Source organism: Streptomyces sp. NBC_01142, from assembly GCF_026341125.1.
GTDB lineage: Bacteria > Actinomycetota > Actinomycetes > Streptomycetales > Streptomycetaceae > Streptomyces.
This window is the reverse complement of record NZ_JAPEOR010000004.1, coordinates 106874-132380: the sequence shown is the minus strand read 5'-3', so window position 1 is coordinate 132380 and position 25507 is coordinate 106874. Positions and strand designations below refer to the sequence as shown.

At 71.3% G+C, this 25507-nt stretch carries 2 protein-coding genes (1 of these 2 only partly in view); both read right to left on the bottom strand.

From position 1 onward, the window contains the following. Positions 1–25024: the 5' portion of a UvrD-helicase domain-containing protein gene (locus OG883_RS43085; protein ID WP_266553723.1), read on the bottom strand. The gene continues 7421 nt to the left of window position 1, outside the view; 25024 of the gene's 32445 nt are visible here — the first part of the coding sequence; it begins with the start codon at positions 25022–25024; its stop codon lies off the left edge, out of view. Beyond that, positions 25025–25507 carry a hypothetical protein gene (locus tag OG883_RS43080; RefSeq protein ID WP_266553721.1) on the bottom strand — a complete coding sequence of 161 codons (483 nt, stop codon included), beginning with the start codon at positions 25505–25507 and terminating at the stop codon, positions 25025–25027.

Genomic DNA, 25507 nt, shown 5'->3' with positions numbered 1-25507 from the left:
GCGGCATGTTGCTGGAGGCGGTGTCGGCGATCGCGGCGACGGCCGCCTCGAGTTGCGGGTGGGACAGCTGGGGCTGCGCGGCAAGGGCGGCCTGCAGCGCGGTCGCGGCACCGTGGAGGACGGTCAGGGCCTTCGTGGCGGCCTCGGCGCTGGCGACCTTCTCGGGCAGCTGATCACTGAGCATGATCCGGTCCAGTGCGAGCGCGGCTGTGGCGACGTCCCCGTCTGCGCCGGGGTTGAACCCGGAGCTGTTGAGGGTCCACCAGTGGCCCCGCGCCTGGGCGTGCGCCCGCTGGTAGGCGCCGAGAGCGGTGTCGTCGGCCATCGGAGTCTTGAACACCGCCGGCCAGGTGGTGGGCCGTGCCGCGGTGGCGAGGGTACGTTCGGCCAGTTGCCCGGCCAGCGCCGCGAGCTCCTGCACGTGCTGGTGGAGCGTGGGGGAATTCTCCCCGCGCAGCCGCTCGGCGACCATGCCCGCCGCCCGGGCCAGCTCGATGGCGCGCGCGACCGCCAACGGCTGTGGGACCGTGAGCAGTTCTGCATCCCGCACCAGGGCGATGGCGGCGTTCAGGCGCCGCATATCAGGACGGTCGTCCCGAGTCGTATCGGTCATGCGCTGCCAGACGGTGTTGTAGCGCAGGCCGGTGTTGTGCAAACTCTTGACGTCGCGCAGGAGTTTCTGCAGCTCCGCGGTGGTGTTGAACGTCTCACCCGGCTCGATGTCCGGGACCGGCACCAGGCGCAGGGCGTGATTGTCCACGGGCGCTGTGGCGCCCTCCGCGGCGGCCTGCTTGGCCTCCAGGCTCTCGAAGACGGGTATCTCGCGACCGCGTGCGGACATCAGCGCCCGCAGCGTCTCTACCTTCTCGGTGCGGGTCTCGTACGTCAGGTTCTTCGGCATGGCGTGCCAGTTCAGTCCGTGCTTGCGGTGCTCCCCGTCCACGTTGCGCGGGTTGAAGCCCCGGGGTCCGCCGGTGACTTCGAGCGCGAAGACGAGCTCGCGGTACTGGGGGGCAGCTCCCCACACATAGGTGTGGTCGCGGTGGTGCTCGATCCATACATTCGTCCACGGCTTGCTGTTGGGCACGTCGTTGAGCTCGGTGTGCACCTCCACCAAGTGCCTGATGGAACGCTCGATGGTGTTGTGGCCCTTGATGGGGCTGTCGCCGTACAGGGTCTTGTGCTTGCCCTGGTTGTAGGTGCGGTTCTCGACGGAGCCGATTTGCTTCTTGTCCGGCCCGTACACCACGGTGCCGGGGTAGACACTGGCCTGGTGGTAGCCGGGGTGGTCGGGCACCGGGATAGCGCCGTCGGGCAGTTCGCCCTCGGGGGTGGCCGACGTCTGGTCGAAACCGAGTTCTCGGGCGCGGGCTTCGCGCTCCTCGCGGGTGGCCTCCCACTCGTCGTAGGACTGCACGACCTTGGCGGCCGCGCCGTCCACCGACTCGTACGGGTCCTTGGTCGTCCAGTTGTCGATGGTGGTGGCGGCGTATTTGCCCCCGGGGCGCGTGACGACGGAGCCGATGACCTCGCTGTCCAGCAGTACGGGCGCACGCATGAGGAGTCCATCGGCCGCGAAGTCACCGACGGTGGCCCGAGCGGCCAGCGACCGTGCCACTTCCTGACCGCCGAGCCGCATTGCGTCCCACAGCGTTATCGGGCTGCTGAGCGGGGCGTCCTGTGAGTTCTCCTCGGCGGGTGCTCCCTGCCCCACGCTGTCGTCGGTCGGCGCGGGCTGACGTTCCTCTTCCGCCTCGGCGTCTGCTGCCTGCGGGGTGGCATCGAGGGCCATCTGCCCCTGCGGCGGCTCGGCCGCATCAGGGACGTCGGGCGTCTGGCTGCCCTGGAAGTCCTCGCGACTCATCTGGGTCCAGGGCCTGCCGACCGGCGCATCGCTGTGGGCAGTCTCCTGTGCGGGGACCGGTGCTGCGGTGGAGCTCGGCTCGGCAGTGGATGCGTCAACGGGGCTCTGCAGGTCGGTTGTCGGCCCTGCTGCCACCGTCAGGCGCGCGGCGGCCGGCTCGAGATCTTCAAGCTGTGCAGCCCAGTACTCCATCACCTCGACTCCGGCACGGGCCCGCTCGGGCATCACGTCCACGCCGTCCGCGCTCGCCACCTCAGCCAGGCGGGCGAGGGCGTCGCGCGCCGTGAGGATCTGCTCACGGAGCTTCGCCACCGATGTCGGCCGGCTCTCGATCGCCTTGGCGGCGGCGTTGACGGCCTGCAGGCTGCGCATCAGGTCGTTGTGGCCGAAGATCGGGTAGGAGACACCGTTGCCGGTGGGGTGGTCCAGTGCCGTGAGAAGGGCGGGCCTTGCCGCGCGGGTAACGATGGTCTCGGGGAGCAGGGCCAGTTCGCCCACGGCCTCCCTCAGGGGCCGGGTTTTCGCCTCCGTCGCGCTCAGGTGGTAGCTGACGGGGGTGCCCTGGCGCGTTCCGTACACGGTCACGGAACCGTCGGCGCCCCTGCTGATGCTGGTCACGGTGAATACCGGGGTCCAGCTCTCCGGTGTGAGTCGACTGCCCTGCGGTGCGGGCAGGCGCACAGATACTCCGGGTGCGATCTGCGTCCAGGCATCGCCCCGCCAGCCCACCGGGGCGACCGCGTGGAGATCATCTTCGCGGTCGATCGCGTACTGTTCCGCGTCGCCCTTGCGGTCCAACTCGCCCACGGCGTTGCCGTCCACGTCGACGAAGATCCACTTTCGGCTCTCCTTCCGGGTCCGGGGCGGGTCGGGCATCCTGTCCCGGCTGACGACGGCCCCGAGAAGTTCGCCGACCTCGTTGTGCACGAGCCGGCCGCTCAGGTTCTTGAGCTCCTTCGGGTTGCCGAGGATCGCCTGCAACTGGGCACGACGCTTCTCCCTGCGGGCCAGGCCGCCCGACACCCGTTCCCGCTCGGTGGTGATCTGTGTGCGGCGGGCTTCGACGAAGGGAGCGTGCGCGGCATCGGCCAGCGGCAGGTTTAGTCGGGCCTGTTCGGCTTCGAGGATCTCGGGGGCTTCGCCGCGCAGGTCGATGGTTCCGGGGCGGGCGGTGATGATCTCACCGACCGGGTCGGTGGCGGTGAGCAGGTCCTCGCCGCGGCGACGGGCCAGGACATCGCCGTAGACGACGGTCTCCAGCTCCACGGTCAGCCGCCCGGGCTTGACATCGGTGACCGTGTGCCACCAGCTGTGCGAGCCCTTCAGGAGTACCTGGTCCCCGGCCTCGAACTCGATCGGGCTCCAGTCCCTGCGCTCCCCGTGGGTGAGGGCGTCGAGTTCGCCGCGCCGCGCGTCGTCGAGCTCGGGCAGGGCGGTGTCGGCGGGTGCCCCGTCGCGGTTGTAGTGGACCGCGATGGATCGGCCGTGCTTGAGCATGCGCCGTACGAACAGGCCCGTCTTGTAGGCCCGCGTCTCGGGGCGGGTGCCCTTGCTCTGGACCCATGCGCCGGCGCTGCGCATACGGATGAAGTCGGCGGCTTCCAGAGCAGCCAGGGTGTCCTTGTCGCCCCCGGCGACACCGAATACGTAGGTACGGGTCTCCTCTCCATGCTCCCGCTCGTGATGGACCCACACCGTCTCCGCAGGCCTGGGCCCGGTGACGAGAGCGGCCTCCTGCAGAGCCTGGTGGCGTTCGGCGATCTTCTTCGCGCTGGCGGAAGGGGTGCGCTCGCCGGGCATGTAGTCGGTGCCCACCGAGATCCGCCACTTGAGCGCGCCATCCCCGACGTTGGGCCCGTGCCCGTGGCCGATCTGCTCGGTGCCGTGGCCCACGGTGATGCGCTCGACGTCGTCGCGGGAGCCTTCGCGCGGCGGCTCCAGGCGCCACCAGTAGCCGGGCATGCCCGCGACTTCCTGCGCGTCGAACGGCATCGCGGAGCTCTCGTCCGGCTCGGCCGCGGCGCCGGACTCCTCAGCCGGTACCTCCTGTGCCGTCTCCGGCTGATCGGCGACGGCTACAGGAGCGACCGTCGGCTCAACCGCAACCTCCTGCTCGGCGGAGGCTGCGGCGGCATCCTCTTCGACAGGGGCGGGAATCGCCTGGTAGCGGCGCATGGCGTTGAGGGCGTCCGCGATCGTGGGGTGGGTCTCGCCGCCGCGCGGTTCGGTGCGGCCATCGGGCCACAGGGCGAAGGACCGCTGCTTGTCGGCGGCGAACCGCCCCTTGCGCGGGTGCCACTCCAGGCTGAAACTCCAGCGTCCGACCACGGTGTGGGCTTCGAGCTCGACGTTGAGGCGCTGGCTGGCGAAGCGCGCGTCTGTGCTCCGGGTCATGGTCCAGCCCTGGGCCTGGGCGGTCGTCCACAGCTGGCCAACCGTCGCGGGGACGGGGTAGTGGGGATCCCACACGCCGCCTTCCGTCACCGGTGCGCCGCCGTCCTCGGGTGCGGGGCTGGTAGTCGTCGCGGCCTCCGGTGCGGGGGCGGCCACCTCGGGCGTCGGGGCAGCAGCGGGTTCGGGTGCGAGGGTGGTGCGGGAGCTGGCAAAGGTGCGCAGGCGCTCCGGCATCTCGTGGGCGCGTCCGGACAGCACCCGGGTGAGCCCGTACAGGTCGCTGGTGTGCAGCTGCTCGTCCTCGAGCTGGATGCGCAGCGTGCGTACGGCGGGGGCGAGTTGCTCGATGGCATCGGCCTTGGTGCGGATCTGCTCGTCGTCGAGCCCGGCCCGGTCGTGTGCCTGCACCTGGCTCAGTGCGTTGAGGACTCGGGTGAGGGCGGGCTGCTGGGTGTGGGTGAGCGGCCAGGCGTGGCGGCCGGCGGTGCGCAGTGCGGCGGCGTACGGGTCGAGTTCGGCGAAGGCCCAGGACAGGCGCATGGCATCGGGGTACGTGGCGTGGCCGGGCAGCGGCCGGTTGTGCTCCTCGGCCCAGACGCGCAGGGCGTTGAGGACCGTGTGGTGGAAGTTGTCCTGACCGAACGGCTGCGGGGGCAGGATGGTGAGCGTCTGGTCGGTGTGGTGGGGCAGGTGCTCCCCCATCACGGTGTGCCAGCCTTCCCCTTCCTTCACGAGCGTGGCCACGATCGTGTCGTCGGGGGTGCGCAGGGTGTAGGCGGGGCCGTGGAAGATGCCCGGCGCCGCCAGCACGGTGAACCCGTCGGTGCCGGGAACCGCGTACGCCGGCCCGTCCGGGGCATCGGTGTGAGTGATCTGCTCGTAGGTCTGGTTTCCGCCTGCCTCGTAGTCGTTCAGCGGTTCCATGGCCTGCGCCTGGGGGCTGATCGGGCGCGGGTCGGCGTAGCCGAGGCGGGGCAGCAGGAACGGGTCCTCGCTCCAGGGTTCGGCCGCGGTGGGGAACACCTGCCGCCACGCCTCGCCCCATGCGGTGGCGGCGACCCGGTCGGCGTGCTCGTGGGCACGGTCGGCGAGCGTGGTGAACAGGGGACGCACCTGCGCCGGGAGGATCTCGGGGAGGCGGGTGTCCTGAGTGGCTCGGGCAAGCCCGAGGATCGCGCGGACGGCTTCGGTCGGGGTGGTGGTGCTGGCTGCCCGGACGGCCGCGCTCGCCTCGCGCAGCTGCCGGGTGCGCGGGTTGTCGGTGGGCCACTGCGGGTGGGCGGTGAGCGCCCACGTGGCGGTGATGAGGTCCGCGGTGGCGCGGGTGAAGTCCTCGATACTGGTGTAGGGGCCGTGGGCGGGGGTGGTGGGCTCCAGGTCGAACAGCGCGTCCGGTTCCGGTGCCGGCTCGGTGGTGCGGTAGCGGTTGAAGGAGGCGGCGAGGGCTTCGGCAGCGGGCTCCCCGGCGGCCTGCAGCGCGTCCCAGACCGTCAGCTGGACCTGGCCGAGTCGCTCTCGCGCCGCCTGGCTTCGGGGTGCGGCGGCCAGGGCTTCCTCGGCGTCCAGGAGTTCGCGGCGCGTCTGCTCGCTCAGGCCGAGGTCCAGCCAGGCGGGGAGTTCTTCCCACCGCATCACCATGCTCATCGCGGGCCGGTCGTCGGTCCCCTGCGTGCTGAACAGGATGCCGTCGGGGGCGGGGTCAAGCCGTGCGATGCCGCGGAAATCTTTGCGGTTGCCGATCCAGATGCCACGGCCGGAGGCGACCAGCTCGGTGCGCCATGCGTTCATCTGGGCGGGGTCGTCCATCCGTCGGACATACGCGGCGAGCCCGGATCCGGCCGGGTTGGGGGCGGGGGTGAGCGTGCCGAATTCGTTGATCACGGCGCGGAGGGCGGCGTGCTGCTCGGCCAGGGTGATGCCGGGCACGGCGGCATCGGTGATGTCCCAGGCGGCCGGTTCGGCGGAGCTCTGACCGTCCGGTGCGGGGGCGGGCTGTGTCTGCGGGAGGCTGGGGCGGGGCGCGTCGTTGAACAGGGTCTCCCAGGCGTCGGAGGTGGCGGTGGCCCGCCACACGGCGGTGAAGGAGTCGGCTGCCTGTGCCAGCTCGGCCAGGGCCTGGGCGGCGTCGTCGGGCACCGTCGTGTCCCGCCAGGCGTTCGTCACGGCGGTGACGGCCGCGTGGACGCCGTCGACGGCCGCGTGGAAGGCTGCGGGATCGCGCAGGGAGACCCGGGTGAAGGTCGCGAGGGCGTCGCTCAGCGCCGTCTCGGGGCCGCTCTGGGCTGCCCGCTCCTTGAAGTGGCCAGTGCGCGCTACTGCGCGGATGGCCTGGTTGAGGGCGCGGCGCGGTGCGCTGATCTCCTTGAAGTGGGTGAAGGCCCCGGCCTGCGGCTGCTTGCCCCCCGGCTGTCCGGCGGGCTGGTCGGCCTCGTCGTTGCCGCCAGGCGCGGGGGGCGGCGGAGTGCCGGGGCCGGCGCCGCCCCCGGAGAGCGGCTCGGCGGTCCGCTGGTCGTGGTCGCTGTGTTGGCCCTCGCCGGGCCCGGCGGCGGGGCTGGGGGGTGCTTCGCCCGCGGGGCTGGCACCGGACTGCGCCTGAGCGGCCGCTGTCTGCGGCTGCATCGCAGGTGCGGGGGCTGCGGCGGGAGGGTTCTTTTGGGCGGGCTGGTGCGCTCGATCGGGCGACGTTGGCAGCCGCAGGAGTCGCGGCGAACGCTCGACCAGCCCAGTCAGCGGCACGAGCACCGAGCTGAACGGGCCGCTCAAGCTGTGCGCGAGCGTGTAGTTGCGTCCCTTGCCATGCCAGCTGCGGAAGGCACTCAGCCTGTCGCCGGCGGCGGTGAAGCTGCCTGGTGCGGTGACGCGGCCGTGGACATTGCTGGTGCGCTGCGAGGTGGAGCTCTCAAAGCCATCCGCCCAGACCTCGTCACCAAGCTGCAGCTCCCAGGGGTAGACAAGGTCCCAGCCGTGGCGGCCGCGCCCCCGGGCAGCCCGGTCGCCGGGCTGGTACAGGTCGGCGGCCACGGTGATGTCGTCCGCCAGCTGCCGCGCGTGCTGCCGTGTCTGGGCATAGGAACCGGAACCGGTCCCCAGACGCTTATCGAAGTCGCGGAGCAGGTCACTGATCAGGTGCAGGTCCTGGGAGGGATCGCCGCTGTAGCTGGCGCCCTGGGCCAGTCGGGTGAGGGCGCCCTGAGCCAGGCGCCAGGGGGCGCTGGGCCGCACCTTCTTGAACAGGCGGCGATCGGCGTCGCCGTCCGGCGCCGGGCTGTCGGGCAGCCGGTTGAGGAACGCAGTGGCTCGTTCCTGCAGGAGATGAGGCATGCGGGTGTGGCACCGCAGTTGGTACCGGGGCCCCGGCCCATGGAGCCAGGACGCGGGTCCGCTGCGTCCCTGGTGGTCGCTCCAGGTGGCGTCGTCCAGGCTGATGACCCTGTGCAGGTCGACAGGCTGGCCATGCTCGTCGGTGCGTTCGCGCAGGTTCGGAGCCGCGGTGACGGTGCCCCGCACGGTCACCCATTCCCCCTCGGCGGGCGCCGTCGCACCCCGCAGGCGGCTGTCGGCCACGTCGGTTGCGGTGACCTGGTGGCGGAAGCTGATCCGGTCGCCGGGGGTGAGGTCCCGTGTGAGGGCGATCGTGGTGTATCCCGCGGCGAGTTCGGTGTCCTGCCGGGTGAGTCGGGCTTCAGCGTCGTGCTCTGGGTCGGCTGGCAGATGCCGGTCTTCGACCGCTATTGCGTGGACCGCCTCTTCGACGGTGTCACCGGAGCCGGTGCGCCACAGGCGGGCGACGTGTCCGGCCAGGGGGGAGGCGAATGGGAAGGGGGTCTCGGAGGGGCCGGCGAGGACGGCCTCAACACGGGCGGCGAACCGCAGGGCGGTGCGCTTGTCGGCCAGGGCCGGAGCCCCGGGAAGGTCGGCCATCGGGCCGGGCAGGGCCATGTGCCACTGCTGGTCGTCGGGGTGCTGGTAGACGGCGAGGTTCCCGCTTGGGGTGAGGGCCAGGCGGCCGGAGTCGGCGATCTCCCTCAGGTGTGCGGCCCGGGGGGGAGAGAGGGCGCTCTGGCCGGGTTCGGCCAGCTCCGGGCTGGCGGAGCGAAGGTGGTCGAGGAGGTCGTCGATGAGTTCGAAGCGGGTGCCGTCCGTGCGGGCGGCGAACCGCGGCAGCGTCGCCAGGTGGTCCAGGGTTGCCTGAGGATCCAGGGGGGTGAAGACCAGGCGGTGTGTGCGTACCGCGCCCGGATGGGCCGGGATGTCGACGACGACCGCGCCGTCGGTGTCGGTGTAGGCCAGGGCCCCGGACGCGATCAGTGACCTCGCGGTGTGCGTGACGTCGTGGCCCTCCCAGGGCCCGGCGTCAGTGCCACTCAAGGGGGCATACAGGCGCCAGGGATCTGCGGTGAACTCGTGTGAGCGTGCGGCGCGCTGCGTACGGCGGGCGTTGCGTTCCTGGGCACCGGGCGGGACTCCCCGGGGCAGGGAGGCGGACAGGTGCTGCCAGTGGCCGCCCTCTGCGGTCTGCTGCAGTCGTTGTGCACTCTGTCGCATCACGGCCGCCCATGCCGTGGCCTGTTGCCAAGCGTGTTCGGATGCGCCCTGGTCGGTGAGGAACGCACCGAGCGCGTCGGCGGCGTCGGCGAGCTGGAACGCGTAGGGGACGGTGACCTCAGACGGGGCCGGTACCTCGCCCGGATGCAGGGCAAGGTCGTTCAGCCCGGTGGTGAACAGCAGTGCGTGTGCGACCGGGTCGGCCGCTCGGAAGGCTTCGGCCAGGTCGTGGTCCGCGTCCCAATGCAGCGGGGAGACCGGAACTTCGGCGAGGTGGTCGCGCCACTCCTTCGCGCTCGAGTAGGGACGCATCGTCTCCCCGGCTTCGCGGGTCACGGGCTCACGCCCGGCCGGAGGGAGGGCACTTTGCTGGTCGCCCTCGGGGACTGGGTCGCGCTCGGCGCGCGCCGAATCGCTGGACAGCGCGGGGCCCGCCGTCGGCTGGGCGGCCGGGGCGTTCGTCTGGGCCGTCGCGGGGGTTGGGGTGGATTCGTGGTCGCGGCTGCGCTGCTCCTCTTCCCAAGTGGGGCGGGGGTTGGCGAGTCGGGTGCGCGCCCGGTCGTCCCGGCCGCTGGCGTACTCGTGCAGGAGTTGCTGCAGCGCCCCGGCGAGCTCGTGGACGTGTCGGTCGGCGCCCTGCCCGTGCGCCTCGATCAGGGCACGGTCGAGGGTCTCGTTGTGGGGTGCGCCCTCCCGCTTCAACCGGTCGAGCAGGCCGTAGACGACGGTGCGCTCCAGTGCGTGGCGGCGCGGCGACCGGTCCAGGACGTGCGGCGGGTTGCCGGCCAGGGGGAAGTCCTGGTCGAGAGCGTCCAGTTCGGCGCCCAGGTCCCTGAGTGCGTCGAGGCCGTTGAGGCTTGGGTGCGAGTCCTGGGCGGCGGCCAACAGGCTGGTGAGCTGTGCGTGCAGCGGCCGCAGGGCCGCACTCACAGCGGCGAGGCGCACCGCGTCGGGCCGGGTGGTGTGGGCGGGGCTGTACGGTCCGATCGGCACCGCGCCTTGTGGCCGGCGCACCACCACGCCGCGTTCGCCGAGGCGTTCGGTGGTGTATCCGGCGCGCTTGAGGTCGGAGTCGAGGGTGATGCGTCCGGTCGCGATGACGGCCGTGGTGGCAGCGGCGCCGGGAAAGTCCTGTTCGGTGGCCGGGCGCACCTGGAAGGTTTCGGTGCGGTCGCCGCGCCGGCGGCGGGCGTCCAGGATGGCGTGGACTTCGGTGGCGAGGTGGTGGCGTTCGGCGTCCAGGCCGCGGGGCGGGGTGACGGTGACGTGGCGGGCCTCGCCGCTATGGGCGCTGCGCGGGTTGTCCTCGTCGACGGTGACGGGCTTCCAGCCCAGATCGTGCAGGCTCCAGATGCGGGCGTCGCGCTCATTGGGCGCTTCGAACCGCATCATCGTCATGGTGATGGCGACGGTGCCGTCCAGGTTCGGCGCCAGCGTGTATCCGCCGCCGCCCCATGCGGCGGGTACCAGCCCGCTGTTGTCCAGGATCTGGGCGATGGCGCGTTCGGTCGTGGTGACGGTGCCGGTGGGGGCGGTGGCCGGGGAGGGCGGGCACAGCGGGGCCTGCGCGCCGTCGGGGAAGATGCGGGGCTCGTCGGCAGAGGCGATCCAGTCGGCTGCCAGCCCCTGTGCGGGAACCACCAGGGCGGCGATGACCTTCTGGTCGGCGTCCGGGAGCTGGTGGTGAGCGGCGCGCTCGGCCAGGTAGCGGGCGGCCCGGGCCACGTCGAGGGTGGCGCGGTAGACGCTCTCGCGATCGTCCAGCTTCTCGTCGCGGGCGAGGATGCGCGCCGGGCGGCGCAGCCCGGCCGCGCCGAGGTCGTCGGTGTGCGGGCTGGCGAGCTTCTCACGGACCGCGTCCAGCGCCAGAACCTGCTCGATCCGGTCCAGCAGCGGGGCGCGCCGGTTGCGGAACGCGGTGATCGAACCGCGTACCGTGCCGCCGGGGAACTCGCTCCGTAGTGCCGAGGTGACGGCGGCCGGGCGGGTGGCTTGGAGCGTCTGCCACCAGGCCGCGAGCGGCCCGTCGCCCAGCACGTCTCCCCCGCCACGCTGGATGACGTCGGTGAGCAGGGTGATCTGCTCGGCGGGCAGGTCGTGCTGCAACGCGGTGCCGTACAGCCAGTCGGCCGCGGCCTGCCGGGCGGCCTGCGGGTCGGCGCCGGGTTCGGCGTGAGCGGCGAGCTCGGGATCATTTTCGGCCCGGCGGCGCAGTTCGAGCAGCGCGAGGTACAGGCGCGGATCGGCGTCCCGCTCGGTGGCGGCGAGGTTCCCGGCGTGCGTGGAGGCGGCCTGGGCCGCGGCCTCGAGCCTGCTCGCGTCGTCGATGTTGTCGAGGCGGTGCAGGTGTGCCTGGCCTCGCACCTGTTCGGCGAACGCGGCCAGGGCGTGGTGGTCGCTGTAGACGATGCCTTGGTCGCGGGCCTGCATCAGGCCAGCCAGCACGATGGGCGCATGGCCCGCGGTCAGGGGTCGCCGGTCCGGCAATACCGCGGTCCGCACCAGTTCCAGGAGGTCCTCCTGCGCGGCGAGCCCCTCCGCGGTACCGGCGTAGGGCTGCGCGCCCTGCGGGACGGGCGTCGCATCGTCGGCCGGTGTGCTCGGGGCAGGTACGCGGTGGGCGTGGGCGCCGTCGGCGGGAAGGGTGAGCAGGTGGCGGCCGATCCGGTCGACGTGATGGCGCGCCAGGTTGTGCAGCGCCAGCGCGAAGAAGCCGCGCTGGGTTCCGCTGTTGTTGAGCAAGGTCTTGGCGGCGTCCGCGACCTTCTGGTGGCGGTGGAGCTCTCCGGCGAGTCCTCCGACGTCACGGTGCCCGTCCCGCAGGCGGAGGGCCGCCTCCAGGTCCCGGCCTGCCTCGGCGGGCATGTTGTCGGCGAAGGAGAGGTGGTCAAGGAGGTAGGCGAGCGCGGTGATGCGTTCCTGGGCCTGCTGCATGTCGCGGGCCGGGTAGGTGGCACCGGTCGTGGCGAGGCGGTCGGGCACCAGGTGCTCGGCGAGCCGGTCTGCGGCCTCCCGCACGAGGCGCAGGGCGTGGTGGGCGGGCTGCGCCGTGTGGTGCCTGCTGGTCCGTCCGATCACTTCCTCGACGGCGCGGAGCGCCTGTGCGGCGGCCTGCGACAGCTCCCTCATCTGGGTCGCTTGGCCGTGCCAGGAGCTCGCGCCGCCGATGAAGGGCAGAGCCTGCTCGAACGCGGTGATCTGCTCGTTGTCCGCCAGCACGGTGCGCAGGTGGCGCACCGCGTCCTTGTGCAGCGCGTGGAGCGCCGCACCAGTCTTGTCGAGTTCGGCCGCGATGGTAATCGGCTCGGTGAGGGTGGACTCGAAGGCCTGGGCGTGCTCTTCGAGCGGGGCGCCGATGGGGCGGCGCCGGGCAAGGCGCATGGTGTCGCTGCCCGTCTCGCCCACGGGGGTGAAGATCCGCGGCTCGCTGTCGGTGCCGGTGACGGTGAGGACGCCGTTGTCCCAGGCCGGGGTGCTGGCGCCGGTGCTCAGCGCGAGCGCGTACAGCTCGGGCGCGGTGTAGGTGACGGTCTCGTCCCAGGTCGCGGATCCGGCGGTGCGCATCAGCTGGGAGTCGGGCACGTGTGCGGCGATGCTCTGGGCGAGGGCGCGGGCGCGCTGCTGCTCGCCGTCCTCCGCTCCGGTCGGCCAGGTCTCTGCTCCGGAGGCGGCCAGGGCCTCGGTGGTGACGTGCATGCGGGCGGTGTGCTCGTAGGCGGCCGAGGCCAGGGTGCTGATGCTGGACTCGTGGATGCCGTCCTCTTCGAGGCGGAACTGGAAGGCGTGGGCGAGGTCGACGAGCGTGCGGCACCAGCGCGCGGCCTCGGGCCGTGTGCCGACCTGCTCGGCGGTCGCGTCCTGCCACAACGCGGCGGCCGCTTCGTCGGCGATCTCCTTGACGGCCTTCTCGCTGGCGTACTGGCGTCCGCTCCAAGTTCGGGTGAACTCCCCCAAGGCGGCGATGAGTTGGAGTGCGCCGGTGCGGGCGGCGGCCTGGTCGGGGTAGGGGTCCTCCGTGTCGCCCATGCCCTGCGGGTCCGCCAGGTGCCAGGCGGCCAGCGCGGCCGCGGGGACCGGCGCCCCGGGCGTCGGGGCATCGGGGGCCGTCGTGGCACTCAGGCGTGCGGTGACTTCGCGGACCAGGTAGGTGTGCAGGAATTCGGCGGCGGTGGTGGGCGCGTCGTCTTCGGCGAAGTACAGCTCAAGCAGGCCGGCGGGCAGGACGTCCTGATGGGCGGCGAGGTGTTCCTCGGTGAAGCGGCTGATCAGGTCCTCGCCGTCGTCGCCCAGGCCGCCGGTGACGCGCAGGCGCAGGTCGATGTCGCTGCTGGCCGCATCCGCGAGCGCGGCCACCTGCTCGGCCCACGGCTGCCACAGGCCGGGCAGTTCGGTGCCGGCGGCGGGCAGCGGGCTCAGGGCCGGTGCCGCATCGGCGGGGGCGGCGTCGAGCAGGGTGCGCCACATGGTGCCGAAGAGGCCGACGAAGTCGCCCATCGGACCGATGTCGCTGTGCAGGGCGCGCCGCAGGCGCGGTGACATGTCCTGTTCCCGCGCTTCGAGCCACGCCCACAGGGCGGGTGCCTGGGGGACCTCGGCGGTCGGGGAGGCGGTGTAGGTGATGGTGGCCATCACCTGCTGGTCGGTCGCGGCGAGTGCGGCGGCTTCTTGCTGCACCTGCGTGTCGGCTTCGTCGACGAAGGTCTGCATGATGGCGGCGTGCCGACTCGCGATGCTGCTCAGCGACGTCAGGAGGTCGCCGTGATCGCGGTGGCCCTCATCGGCTTGGACGTGCCAGACCTTCAGTGCGCGCTCGCTGATTTCGTGCAGCAGGGCGGGCAGCACCGGGGACAGGCTCTCGGTGATGTCGGCGTGCTGTTCGGTGACAAGGTTGATCAGCCGCAGCAGGGTGCGTTCGTCCGGCCGTTCCTCGGCGCGCAGTCCCCGCTCCGCGTCCGTCAGGCGCTGGGCGAGGCTGATGACGTAGGTGTGCCGGGCCGCGAACTCCACGGCTTCGGTGGGCGGCGGGTTGGCCGGTGCCAGCTCGGGCCGCGTCAGGTGCAGCACCCCGCTCTGGCGTGCCGCGTCGGCGGCGAGGCTGGGGGCGGAGCGCATGGTGGCCGCCCACCGGTTGCGCGTCTCCTCGATGGCGTCGGCAAGGCTCGCCCACCCGAGCATCCGGTCGGAGACCTTCCGGGATTCCACCCGGGCGAGGTCGCCGGCCCGTGCAATCAGGGCGTACCAGCCGTTGGGCGTGGCGCCGGGCTTCGGGTCATCCAGGAGGGCATGCAGGCGGATGACCGCGTGCCGCTCCACGTCGGCCAGTTGCTCGATGGGGCCCAGCTCCTGGGCCAAGTCGCGCCAGGTCTGCTGGAGGCCGGCAAGGGCGGCCGTGGCGTCTTGGGCCTGTGCGAACGGTGTGTGTCCGGCAGCCGCCGCGATCTCTCCGTGGCTGGGGGCGGGGATGCCTCGGGCGGCGGCCCGTGACACGTAGTTGTCCACCGAGCGCAGCACGGTGGTGAGCTCTTGGAGTGTCGGGTGCAGGGGGCGGGCGGTGTCACTGTCGGTCAGGCGCTGGTGGATCACCCGCAGCCATTGGCCGGCCACGGCGATGGCCAGCCAGTGCTCGGCGGGACCGCCGTTGCCGCCCGGCTCGGGCAGACCGAATTCGGCCTCTTCTACCGCGTCATGGGCGTCGTCGGCAGGCCACCGCACGAGCTCCTCGAGCAGGTCGGCGTGGACGGAGAGCCATTCGCGTATGTCGGAGAGCAGGATGTCGACGCTCTGCAGCGCCTGCGATCCAAGCGGGTAGGGCGTGGGGTGGAGGATCTCCACGTCCCACTCCCCCGGCTCCGGTTCGGTGACCGTGATCGCGATCTGCGGTGGTGCGGCTCCCGGCCGGCTTCCGGGCGGGAGGGTGGCGAAGGCAACGAGCGCGTCGCGCACCGGCTCATCGAGGGCCGCCAGGCCGGGCCAGGCGTCCGCCTGGTCCCGGAGCAGGGCCGCGGCCTGGGCGGGCGTGTGGTCCTGGACGGTGGCCGCGAACTGCTCGGCCTCCGGCTGCGGGAGGGCTTGCAGGGTGCCGATGCGGACGTTGCCCGGCGACCACAGCGCACCCGCCCCGTCGGCGGGCAGCAGCCTCAGCCCACTGTCCGGGCCGAGCCACTTCTCCAGCTCCCGGCCGCGGCAGACGAAGCGCTGCTCCCCCTTCTGCACGGCGAACAGGGCGGCGGGTTCGGGGATCAGGGCCGTACGCGCCGTCTGGGCGGTCTGGGCGGTGATGTGGGTGACGAGGGAGTCCAGCGTGTGGGTGTCGCCGAAGAACGCGGCGATCAGTTCCTGGTCCCCGGGCGCCCCGGGCTCGGCGAGCTGGTTGGCTACCTGGTCCTGGATCCAGTCGCGGACCTCGTTGAGGATGAGGCTGCCGGAGGGGTTGTTGCTGATCACGAGGCCGGTGATGCGCGGGTCGTCGGCGGCCGCGTCCAGGAGGGCCTCGACGACTGTGGCGTGCTGCTGCCACTGCGGCGGGATGGGCAGACGCCGGCCCGTGCGCGGCACAGCGGTGCCGGTGGCGGCCTCGTCCAGTGTCCTTGCCAGGCGGCCGAAGGCGCCGGTGAATCCGGTCGGGGTCGCATCCGCGGCCAGGGTGTGCCGTAGCAGCGGTGACATCGTGTCGGCGCGTTCGGCGAGCCAGGTGTTGAGGGCCGGGGCGAACGGCACGGGGGCGTGGTCGGTCAGCGCGGATGCGGGCGTGCCCAGGGCCTCAAGAAGCGTCTGGTCGGCGAGCGCGGCGCGCGTGAGTGTCTGCAACTCCTCGTCGAGGGAGCCCTCTTGCTCGATAAGGGTGCTGTGCAGGCGCCGCGCGTGCCCCATCGCCGCTTCGGCGAAGCCGGAGAAGTCCCGCTCCCGGTATGCGTGTTGTCCCTCGTCGTCGTGCTCGCGCATGACCTGGCGGGCCAGGTCGGCGGCGGTGGCCAGCAGGTGCGGCCAGAACGCGTGGATGTGCCCGTCGTCCCCGGTAAGGGGCCGCTGCTGGATCTCCGAGCACGCAGCGGCCAGGCGCCGCTCGGCGGCGGACTCCTTCTGCTTGCGGCACTGCTCGGCCGCGCGCTGGGCCCAGTCGGTCACGCTCTCGTGGGCCTGCCGCATCCGGGCGTCATCCACCACACCGTCGGAGGTGGTGAACGGCGCGGCCGGGGGCAGGTCGCGGTAGACGGCCTCCAACGGCTGCGGGTGCCCGGCCAGGGCGGTCTCTGCCAGGTCGGGGTTAGTCCACAGGGTCTGAGCAAGCCGGGCAATGTAAGTGGGCAGCGCACCTGTCACAGGAGGCTTGTCGAGCCCGATGGCGCGAGCGAGGCCGTCCATGGCCGTCAGGTGGGCGGCGGCTGTCTGCGGGGTGCAGGCGGCAGCAAGGAGCGCCCGGCTCAGCAACGCGGCTTGTTCGTCCCGTTCCCGGCCTTCGGCTCTGACCGACTGAGGGACATCCTGTTTGAGGGCGTCGAGGGCGTCTGTGATCTCCTCGGCGGTGGTGTAGGGCGGGTTACGCCGGGCAGAGCCATACACGCCGTCGCCGAGGTACTCGAGAAAGCTCTCGTCGAGTTCGGGCTGAGGCGTATGGCCGAGGCGGTCGACGTGCAGTTCGGCTCGGTGGGCCAGGTGACGCAGCCGGCCTGGCACCGTCGTCCCGAGCTCCCTGCGGCCGGCCAGGGCGAGCGTGGCGACCTGGGCGCGGGCGTAGGCCTGCAGCCCAGCGGCCCAGTCGTCACTGTCGAGGGTATGGGTCGCACTCCAGGCCGCGTTGAACTCGGCCAAGGCTTGCGCGAGTTCGGGGGCAGGGTCGGCGGGCAGTTCCTTGGGGATGTCGGAGTGAGCGAGCACCACCAGGGAGTTCAGCTCACCCACGGCGGAGGAGAGGGTGTCGAACTCCGAGCGGTAGGGCTCAGGCCGGTCTTCGACGATCGTCCACCGCGTCGTCGCCGGAGGGTACGCCCCCACGTGGGCGTCACGCGGCGCGTCCGGTGCGGCGTCGGCGTCTGGCTGGGGGGCCGGGGTGGGCGCGGGAACGGGAGCGGGGCTTCGGTTGTCCTGACGGTTTTGTGTGGCCCGCGCGCGGATCGTCCGCAGCTCGTCGCGCAGTTCGGTCAGGGCGGGCTTGGCCCGGCCGGAGAAGTCGACGCCCGGCCGCTCCTCGATCTCCTCGAGGATGGCGTCCGAAGCCTCCAGGGCCTCGCGCAGTTCGCGCATCTTCGGCCAGCCGGGCTGACGTAGGCGCTCGATCGCCGCTGCGTGCTGGTGGGACTCGGTGTGGGAGCCGCGGATGAACAGGTCGTCGCGAAGACCGGTAGCGGTCCACCTGCGCAGCGGCTCGTCCAGGCGGGCGAGGGCTTCGGCGATGTCGTCGTGCGTACGGAACGGGGGAGGCGGATCTGTCGGCTCCGCCTGCGTCACGTTGCTGCTCCCACCGACGGCTGCTGTGGGAGCGGCCGTGTCCGGGGTGGCCGTGTCGGCATTTGGCGTGCCCGGGCTCGACGGGGCGGTGGGCGGCTGTGCTGCACGTGCGGCGGTGGTCTTGGCGCGGAGTGTGTCGTCGTCGGCGCCGTCGCGCACGGCCTGGATCAGCTCGGTGTTCTGCTCGCTCCACGTGCGCACGAAGTCGTCGAACTGGGCGCGTGCGGCAGCCTCGATGGTGCGGGCAAGGTCGTCCTGCCCGTCCCGGTGGGCGAGGGTGGCCCGGTGACGGGCCAAAAAGGTCTGTGTCAGGTTCGCGAAGGTGTCCAGGGGCGGCCCCATGGTGGCGCGGTCGCCTCCGCGCAGGGTGCGCATCAGCCGTTCTGCCTGCTGCAGGCTCTGGGTCAGCGAGCTTTCGGTGTCGTGGGAGTCGCCGTCCTCCATGGCTGCGACCGCGGCGAAAAGGTGCTGGCGCAGTTGCGTGAAGGTGTGGGGGATGGCATCCCTTGCCCATGTGTCGCTGGCGGCGCGGCTCAAAGCGATCTCGGCGGCGTCGACCGCGACGAAAGCGTCCTGCCACTGCTTGTGAGTGGTGAACACAGGGACCGCCTGCGGCGCCCCGGCCTCCTCGGCGTCGGGCGCGGGGGCATCCTGTGCCTGCTGTTCTTCTGCGGAGAAGAGTTGCAACTCCTCGGTCGCGCCTTCTGCGGTCCTCGTTGGCCGCTCTGGCTGTTGGGAGGCGCTGGAGGACCGTTCTGGTGCTTCTGGGGCGGTCGCCGTCGACGCGTGCTGGCCGCCCCGGCCGATCGCCGCTTCGAGCTCGTTTCGCCCGTCGGCCAGGCCCAACCGGTCGCCGATGTGAGGTGCTCCCCAATCGATGGGACGGCCCCGGACGTCGCGGGCGTCTTCCAACTCGTTGGCGAACTCCAGTGCGTCGGCACTGGTTCGGTAGGCCGCCCGGTCGGTCATGATGGTGCCCGAGCCGACGTGGTACACATCCCACTTGCCTTTGCCCTCGCGGGTTATCAGGAAGTTTCCCAGGGCGGAGAGTTGCGAGTTGCGGGCCAGGTCCATGTTCCGGCGGGCCGAGTATGTGTCGATGCGGACCTGTGCCTTCTCGTGCTTGGTGGCGCCCTTCAAGGCGACACCGTTGTGGGTGCGCGGTGGCCGCTCCCAGCGCGGGTCGCGGACTCCGTTGCTCAGGTGGTTGCGGGCGGAGGCCACCGAGGTGAAGCGGTGCTCGGTGCGGGCAGGTCGGTTTGCCTGAGCGGGGCCCTCTGTTTTCTGAGGGGTGCGGGAGCCGGTGGCCTTCGTGGATTCGTTCGGCGTGTGGCTGAGGCCTGCGTCCCCTTCGGCGAGTGGGGCTGCGGGGGCCGACTGCGCCGAGGGATCGGGCGTCGCTTCCTGTGTCGGTAGCGCCGCGGCGGGTGCGTCTGCCGTGGACGTCTGCTCCTCGGTGGCGAGGCCTGCCTCTCCCGCAGGGGCCTGTGCTGCTTGCTCAGCAGTTTCCTGGCGAGTGGCGGCGGGGGCTTCGAGTGGTGCGGCCTCCACCTGGGAGTGCGCATCTTCTGCGGGTGCGTCCGGTGCCTGATCCTCATGGGGGGAGGCCGGTGTCGGCGACGTTGTGCCCCGCGGGGCGTGGGGGTTGAACGGGGGCAGCGTGACAGGGGACGGCCCTGCTACGGGAGCGGTGTCGGGTGCCTCCACGGCGGGGCTGCTCGACTCTGGAGTTCCGGGCTTGGTCTGCGTCGGGGTGGACCGTCGGGCGACGCCGAGGAATCGGGCGTCGTTGGAGACGGCTTCGAGGCGGGAGCCGTCACGGTAGCGGGCGGTGAGGTGGCGGCCTTCGCTGGTGACGGCGTGCAGGGCGGGGCTGTCCTCCATAAGGCGGCGCAGCAGGGTGTGGGCAGCGACGGGGTCGGCGCCCACGGTGTACTTGGCGGACAGCCCGAGGTCGTCGAGGCGGATGTACTCGCGGCCGTCCTCGGAGCCGGACTGGTCGGCGCGCGGCTCGGTGGACTCCTCCCACTGGGTCAGCGCCAGGGGGGTGTTGAGCGTGGCGGTCCAGCGCTGTTCGTGCAGGGTGGCCAGGCGGCCCAGCCGCTTCAGATCGGTGGCCATGGGGTTGGAGCGGCCCAGGGCCTTGGTGGCTTCCTCGATCGCGGTGCGCCACCAGTCGGGCGGCACGATCGCGGCCGCCGGGGCCAACGGTTCACCGTCCAGCCGCTTCTGGCGCAGACTGCGGCTCTCCTCGTGCAGTTGCTCGACGGCCCTGGCGAGTTTGCGGCCGCCCGGGCTGGTGGCGGCGTCGGGGTGGGTTTCGACGACGGCGCGCAGGGCTTCGGCCAGGAGCCGCTCGGCGATCAGCGTGCCGAGCCGGTCGGTGTAGTGGGGAAAGTCCTCCTGCTGGTCGTCCGCGTCCGGGCCGCCGTCGGCTGATGCGCCGCCGCCCCCGCCGCCCCCGCCGGAGCGGCTGCGCGAGCGGCCACCGCCGCCTCCTCCCCCGCCGGAGCGTGCCATGGCCGGTCCGTCCTCGGCGCCTGCGGTGGCGTAGCTGGGCACGGCCCCTCCGGGGCCGCTGCCCTGGACGGGGGCCTCGGTTTCCAGCTCTGCCATCAGGGCGGCGACCTTCGCCTTGGCCTCGATGAGGTTGTCGTCGTCGTGGTAGACGGTGCCGAGGTAGGACTGCGCGTTTTCGACCTCGCCGAGCGCGTGGGCGCGCTGCGTCTGGGCCTTGGCCAGGTCGTCTTCGAGGTGGGCGAGACGGTATTCGAGGGACTGGATGGTGCCGGAGACGGAGGTGGGGTCGGCGGTCAGTTTCTTGCGGTCGACGGTGACGTCCTCGCCGGCGCCGAAGTCGAGCTTGAGGTCGAGGAAGTCCAGGCGGGCGAAGACGGGCACCCCGCCCAGTTCGGCGATCTCCAGCGGCGGGTGGTTGCGCTGGCCGCGCATCTCGTCGATGGCGTCGATGAGCCGGTAGTGGAGGGCGGCCGCGGCGTCCTTGCGCTTGGTGTAGGTGCGCTTGGTGCCGTTGCTCCCGAGGACCGTCATGGAGAAGTCGGTGTCGCGGGTGGAGCGACGGGTGCCGGCCGTGGTGGTGTCGCCGACGATGGTGGTGAGCCAGGCGATACTGGCATCGAGCTGCTCGGCGCGCAGGGTCTCGGTGTCGATGGTGTGGCGCAGGCCGTACTGGGCAGCATTGTGGGCGTGCTTCTCGGCCTCCAGGCCGAGGATCTCGTTCTGGAGCCGTCCCACTTCCTGCAGGCGCGGGTCTCCGGCGCCGATGGCGACCGCTTCGAGCATGTACTCGTTGAGGTCCATCGAGATGTCGTCGATGGTGCGGTCGGTGAGCTTGCCGCTCATCAGCTGCTGGATGAACTTCGCCTTGCCCAGGACGAGTTGCCAAACGTAGGCGTCGAAGGAGTTCTCGGTGACGTAGTTGTAGACGTGGACCTCGCGCTGAAGGTCGTAGTTCAAGTTCTTCTGGCGTACGACGCGGCCGGTGCGCTGGTGCAGGTCGACGGGGCGCCACGGGCAGTCGAGGTGGTGCACGGCGATCGCGCGGCGCTGGACGTTGGTGCCGGTGCCCATGGTTTCCGTGCTGCCGATGAGGACGGAGATCTTGCCGTTGCGGGCGTCGCGGAAGAGGGCGGCCTTGTCCCGGTCACTCTGGGCTTCCTGCATGAAGCGGATGCCGTCCGTGGGCACACCGCGGGCGGCGAGCTCCATAAACAGGCCGTCGTAGACGGTCCACTTGCCCTGCTTGAGAGCTTCCTTGGAGGGGGTGCCCAGGTCGGCGAAAACGAGCTGGAGACTGCCGGGGAGCTCGTCGGGCGCCTCGTCCTTGGGGCCCTGGTAGATGTCGTCCTTGTGCTGGTGGTACAGGGCGGCGATCTTGTCGGCGGCGATCGAGATCTTCGTGATCTCGTCCGGGTCCAGGGCGTAGCCGACCAGGCGCGGGTCGAGGGCGGCCTGGCGCATCCAGGACGCCAGCTTGAGCATGTTGTCTTCGCTGGGTTCCACGGCGCGCGAGCGGATGTCGCGGGCTCGGACCTTGGCTATCTCGGCTATCTCGGCATGGACGCTGGTGGCCGGGCACTTGATCATCTGCGGGCCGCCGCCGAAGACGTCGGGGACGGGCAGTCCGAGGTCTTCGGCGGTCTTGACGTCGGTGGGCACCCACCAGGCCGTCAGAAGTTCGGGCATGTTGGTGAAGCGGGCGAAGCGGGACTTGGTCTGCAGGCCGCCCTCGGGGGCGATCTCGATGCTGGTGTCGATCTCGGCGTGGTTGGCGACCCAGTCGTCGAAGTTCTCCAGGCCTTCGGCGGCGAGGATGTCGGGGCGCAGCAGCTTCATCCACACGTACGCCTCGGCGATGGAGTTGACCACCGGCGTCGCGGAGGCTCCGGTGATCACGCGGGCGCCGTACTTCTCCCGCATGTATTCGAGCTTCATGTGCAGGTCGGTCGCGCGGATCGACCCGGCAATCGACAGCCCGGCGTTGTTGGACGGGTTGTACAGGTTTTTGAAATTGTGGATCTCGTCGACGAACAGGTAGTCGATGCCGAGCTGCTCCCAGCTCAGGCCCCCCTCGCGGATCGAGCGCATCCGCTGGCGCAGGGCCTGCTCGCGCACCAGCTTCTTGCCCTCGACCTCCTTGACGGTGTCGTCTTTGTCAGGGTCTTCGCCTTCGGCGATGAGCTTGGCGCGGCGGCGTTCCAGGTCGCGGTCGAACTCGGCGAGCTGGTTGGCTATGTAGTTCTCGTGCTCGGCCGCGGAGAGCGGGATCGCCTTCATGACGCCGTACGTCATGATGATCGCGTCCCAGTCGCCGGTGGCGGCCTTGGCAGCGAACCGCTTGCGCTTACGCCGGGTGGAGAGGTCCTTGGTGGAGGCGGTCAGCACCTTCGCACCGGGGTAGGCCTGCAGGAACTCCCTCGTCCACTGCTCCGCCATGTGATTCGGGACGACGATCGCGGGCTTGCGGGCGAGCCCGAGGCGGCGCAGCTCCATGGCGCCCATGGACATCTCGAGGGTCTTGCCGGCGCCGACCTCGTGGGCGAGCAGCGCGGAGGGCTCGTTCAGGATCCGGGAGACCGCGGCCTGCTGGTGCGGGCGGGGATCGAACGCGGTGGACAGCCCCGGGAAGGACAGCTTGGGAGCCTCGTCGTAGTTGCGCAGGACGAAGCTGTTGAAGCGGGTGTTGTAGAGGCTGGCGAGGGTTTCGGCCCGCTCCTCGTCCTTCCACAGCCAGTTGCGGAACTCCTCGTTGATCCTCTCGGCGTATTTGTTGGCGATGGTCGTCGCGGTCATAGCTTCGGCCCGGATCTGCGCCTTCTCCGCGGCGGTGGCCTCTTCGGGGAAGGAGGGGACGATGCGGATGGGCCGCTGGTTGAGCAGGGCGCGGATGATCTGGACCGCGTTCATCGCCTCGGTGCCCCACACCGCGGTCGTCATGACGTTCTGCTCGACGTTGCAGTCGAGCGTCCATGTCGATCCGGCGGCGCGCTCCACCTTGATCGACTCGTCGCGCAGCAGCCCGCGCAGGAACTCCTGCACGTAGGTGGCGTCCACCCACGGGGCACCGAGCTTCACGCGGATCTCGCCGGGCGGGACGTCCTCGGGCTGGACAGCGGTGAGGGCGTCGACGTTCGCGGCGAACCGCGCGTCGATGGCGGCGGCGTCCTGGGCCTGGGTGAGCTTGAGGCGGACGTTGCCCGACAGGTACTCGGCGGCCGGCACCAGCCCCTCGGTGTGGGGCTCCTCGTACACCACACCGATCAGCGCTGTCCGTGCGGCCTGCTCGTCGGCCAGGTCCAGCAGCCGGGCGACGACGTCGAGACGGATTTCCGCGTGCAGGTCGAGGCTGATCGCGGCGGCTTCCTCGGCGGTCTCCGCCCGCTCGGGCAGGGTGCGGGGGGCGGAGACGCGCTGGGTGAAGATCTCGGACTTGCGGGCGGTGCCGGTTTCCTCGTCGTAGTCCTCGAGCGCGTAGACCAGCGGGGCGTGCGGGTCATCCGCGAAGCCGCCCTGCGGCGGCGGTACCCGCGCCCAGACCTTGAGCTTCCCGGCCTCGCGCAACTCATCGCGGACCGCCTGCAGTTCAGCCAGGCTCTCGCGCAGGGCGGCCGGTGCCTTCGTCGCGTCCCAGCCGAGGAGGACCTGCAGGTCGGCGTCGGTGAGGACGCCGTCGCCGAGGTTCTCGATCGCGGCCTGCTGCTTGGACCCCAGCCTGCCCGATACCTCCAGGGCCGCGTCCATCAGCTGCTCGGACAGCTCCTCGGGCACGTCGTCCCAGGCGATCTTGCGGGTGCGCTCCTGCCGGGTGAAGCGGCTGACCGGCCCGAACGTCTCGACATACTCGTCGTAATGGGCGTTCAGGGTCGAGCGCAGGAAGGTCAGCCAGGCATCGTCGACGTCCGTGGAGGTCTCCGCGTCCAGCAGGGCCGAGACCGCGTCACGTATCTGCAGGAGCGCCTTGAGTTCGTCGCGCTGGGTCTTGGGGCACGGGTGGGGCTCGCTGTCCTCCAGCCGTGCCGACCAGAAGCTGCCGTCGGGCAGTTCGGTGATCCGGCCGTCGAACCGTTCGGCGTTCTCGCCGAACAGCTCGCGTGCGTCGGGGCCCTGGGCTTCTTCTTCGCGCCGTACGGGGTTCTCGGTCATCGCCAGACCGGCCTCGATGGCGGCCGCGATCTCGCGCTGCAGCTCCTTGTCCAGGCGCGCGGCGGTGTCGCCGCCGCGGGAGAGGACTTCCGAGCGGTGCTTGCCGCCCCGGGCCCGGCCGGGAACCAGGGTGCCGAGCACGTTGCGCGGATGCTTCTGGTAGTACTCGTTGACGTCCATCCGCTTGTCGTCTTCGGTCTTCACTTCTTCGGTCTTCGCGAAGACGACGCCTTGCTTCTTGTGCGAGGGCGCCTTGCGGCGGAACACCAAGAGGTCGGTCGCCACATCGGTGCCGGCGGCCGCGGCGTGCGCGCCGTTGGGCAGCCGGATCGCGCACACCAGGTCGGCGAGCTCGCCCATCTCGGCGCGGGCAGCCTTGCTGGACTTGTCGAGCGTGCCGGTCGAGGTGATGAACGCGGCCACTCCCCCGACCCGCACACCCTCCAGGGCCTTGATGATGAAATGATCATGCATTGGAAAATTGCCGGGATTGTGACGAGGGTCCGTCAGCCGGGCGGAGTGGAAGGGGACGTTGCCGATCGCCGCGTCGTACTCGCCGGTCTTGACCCGCGACTTCTCGAAGCCCTCATTGACGATCCGGGCCTGCGGATACAGGGCCTGGCTGATCGCCGCGGTCACCGGGTCGAGCTCGACACCGGTCATCTCGGCACCCTCGGGCGCCATCCCGATGAACGTGCCCACCCCGGAGCCCGGCTCCAGCACCCGGCCGCCCTTGAACCCGAGCGCCTGCAGCGCCCGCCAGATCACCTTCACGAACGCCGCATCCGTGTAGTGCGCGTTCAGCGTGGTCCGCTTCGCGGCCGCGTACTCCCTCTCGCTCAGCAGCTCCCGCAGCTCCGCATGCGCGGCCTCGTATTTCACCCGGCGGCTCTTGGTCCGCTCCCGCGAGGGGGCGAACAGATTCGGCAGCGCACCCCACGACGACCACCGAGCCAGGACCCGGCGCTCCTCGCCGGTCGCATCCCGGTTCTCGCCCTGGATCAGCCGGAGGACCCGCAGTGCGGCGAGGTTCGCCTCCAGACGGGCCATCGGCGCGGCCGGCGCAAGATCGTTCTGATCGTTGGGGCGGAACGCCCCCTGCTGGGCCGCCATTTACAGCAGCCCCTGACGGCCAAGGGCCTCATCCGAGAGCCCCGTCAGCTCCAGGAGCCGGGCCGGAGCACCGGCGCGGAGGCGGACACGCTCCGCGGCGCTGAAGTCTCCCGGCCTACTGCGGCCGGCCAGCAGGTCGTGCAGGTGGCTCTCACGCCACTGCTCCTCGGCAAGCTCGCCCTCAGTGAGGTGAGGGTCGTCGGCAAGGTCAACGTCGTCATCGGCAGGCAGAAGCACGAGCTCGCGCAGAACCTCGGCCTCGGCCTCATGGCGTATCTGCTGCAGCCGGCTGGCCCGCTCAAGGTAGGTCTCCCCCGCCACAGCGGGCGCGGTCAGGCGCTCGGCCGTGCAACGAACCCGCACCTCGTCCTGGACATCAGTGCCCAGCTCGGCGAAAAAGGCCTCGGGGTCATCAATCTCCGCGATGCGCCCCGGCCGGAACTCCTGCCAGTGCCGCTGCGCGAGCCGCCCGTACTGATTCAC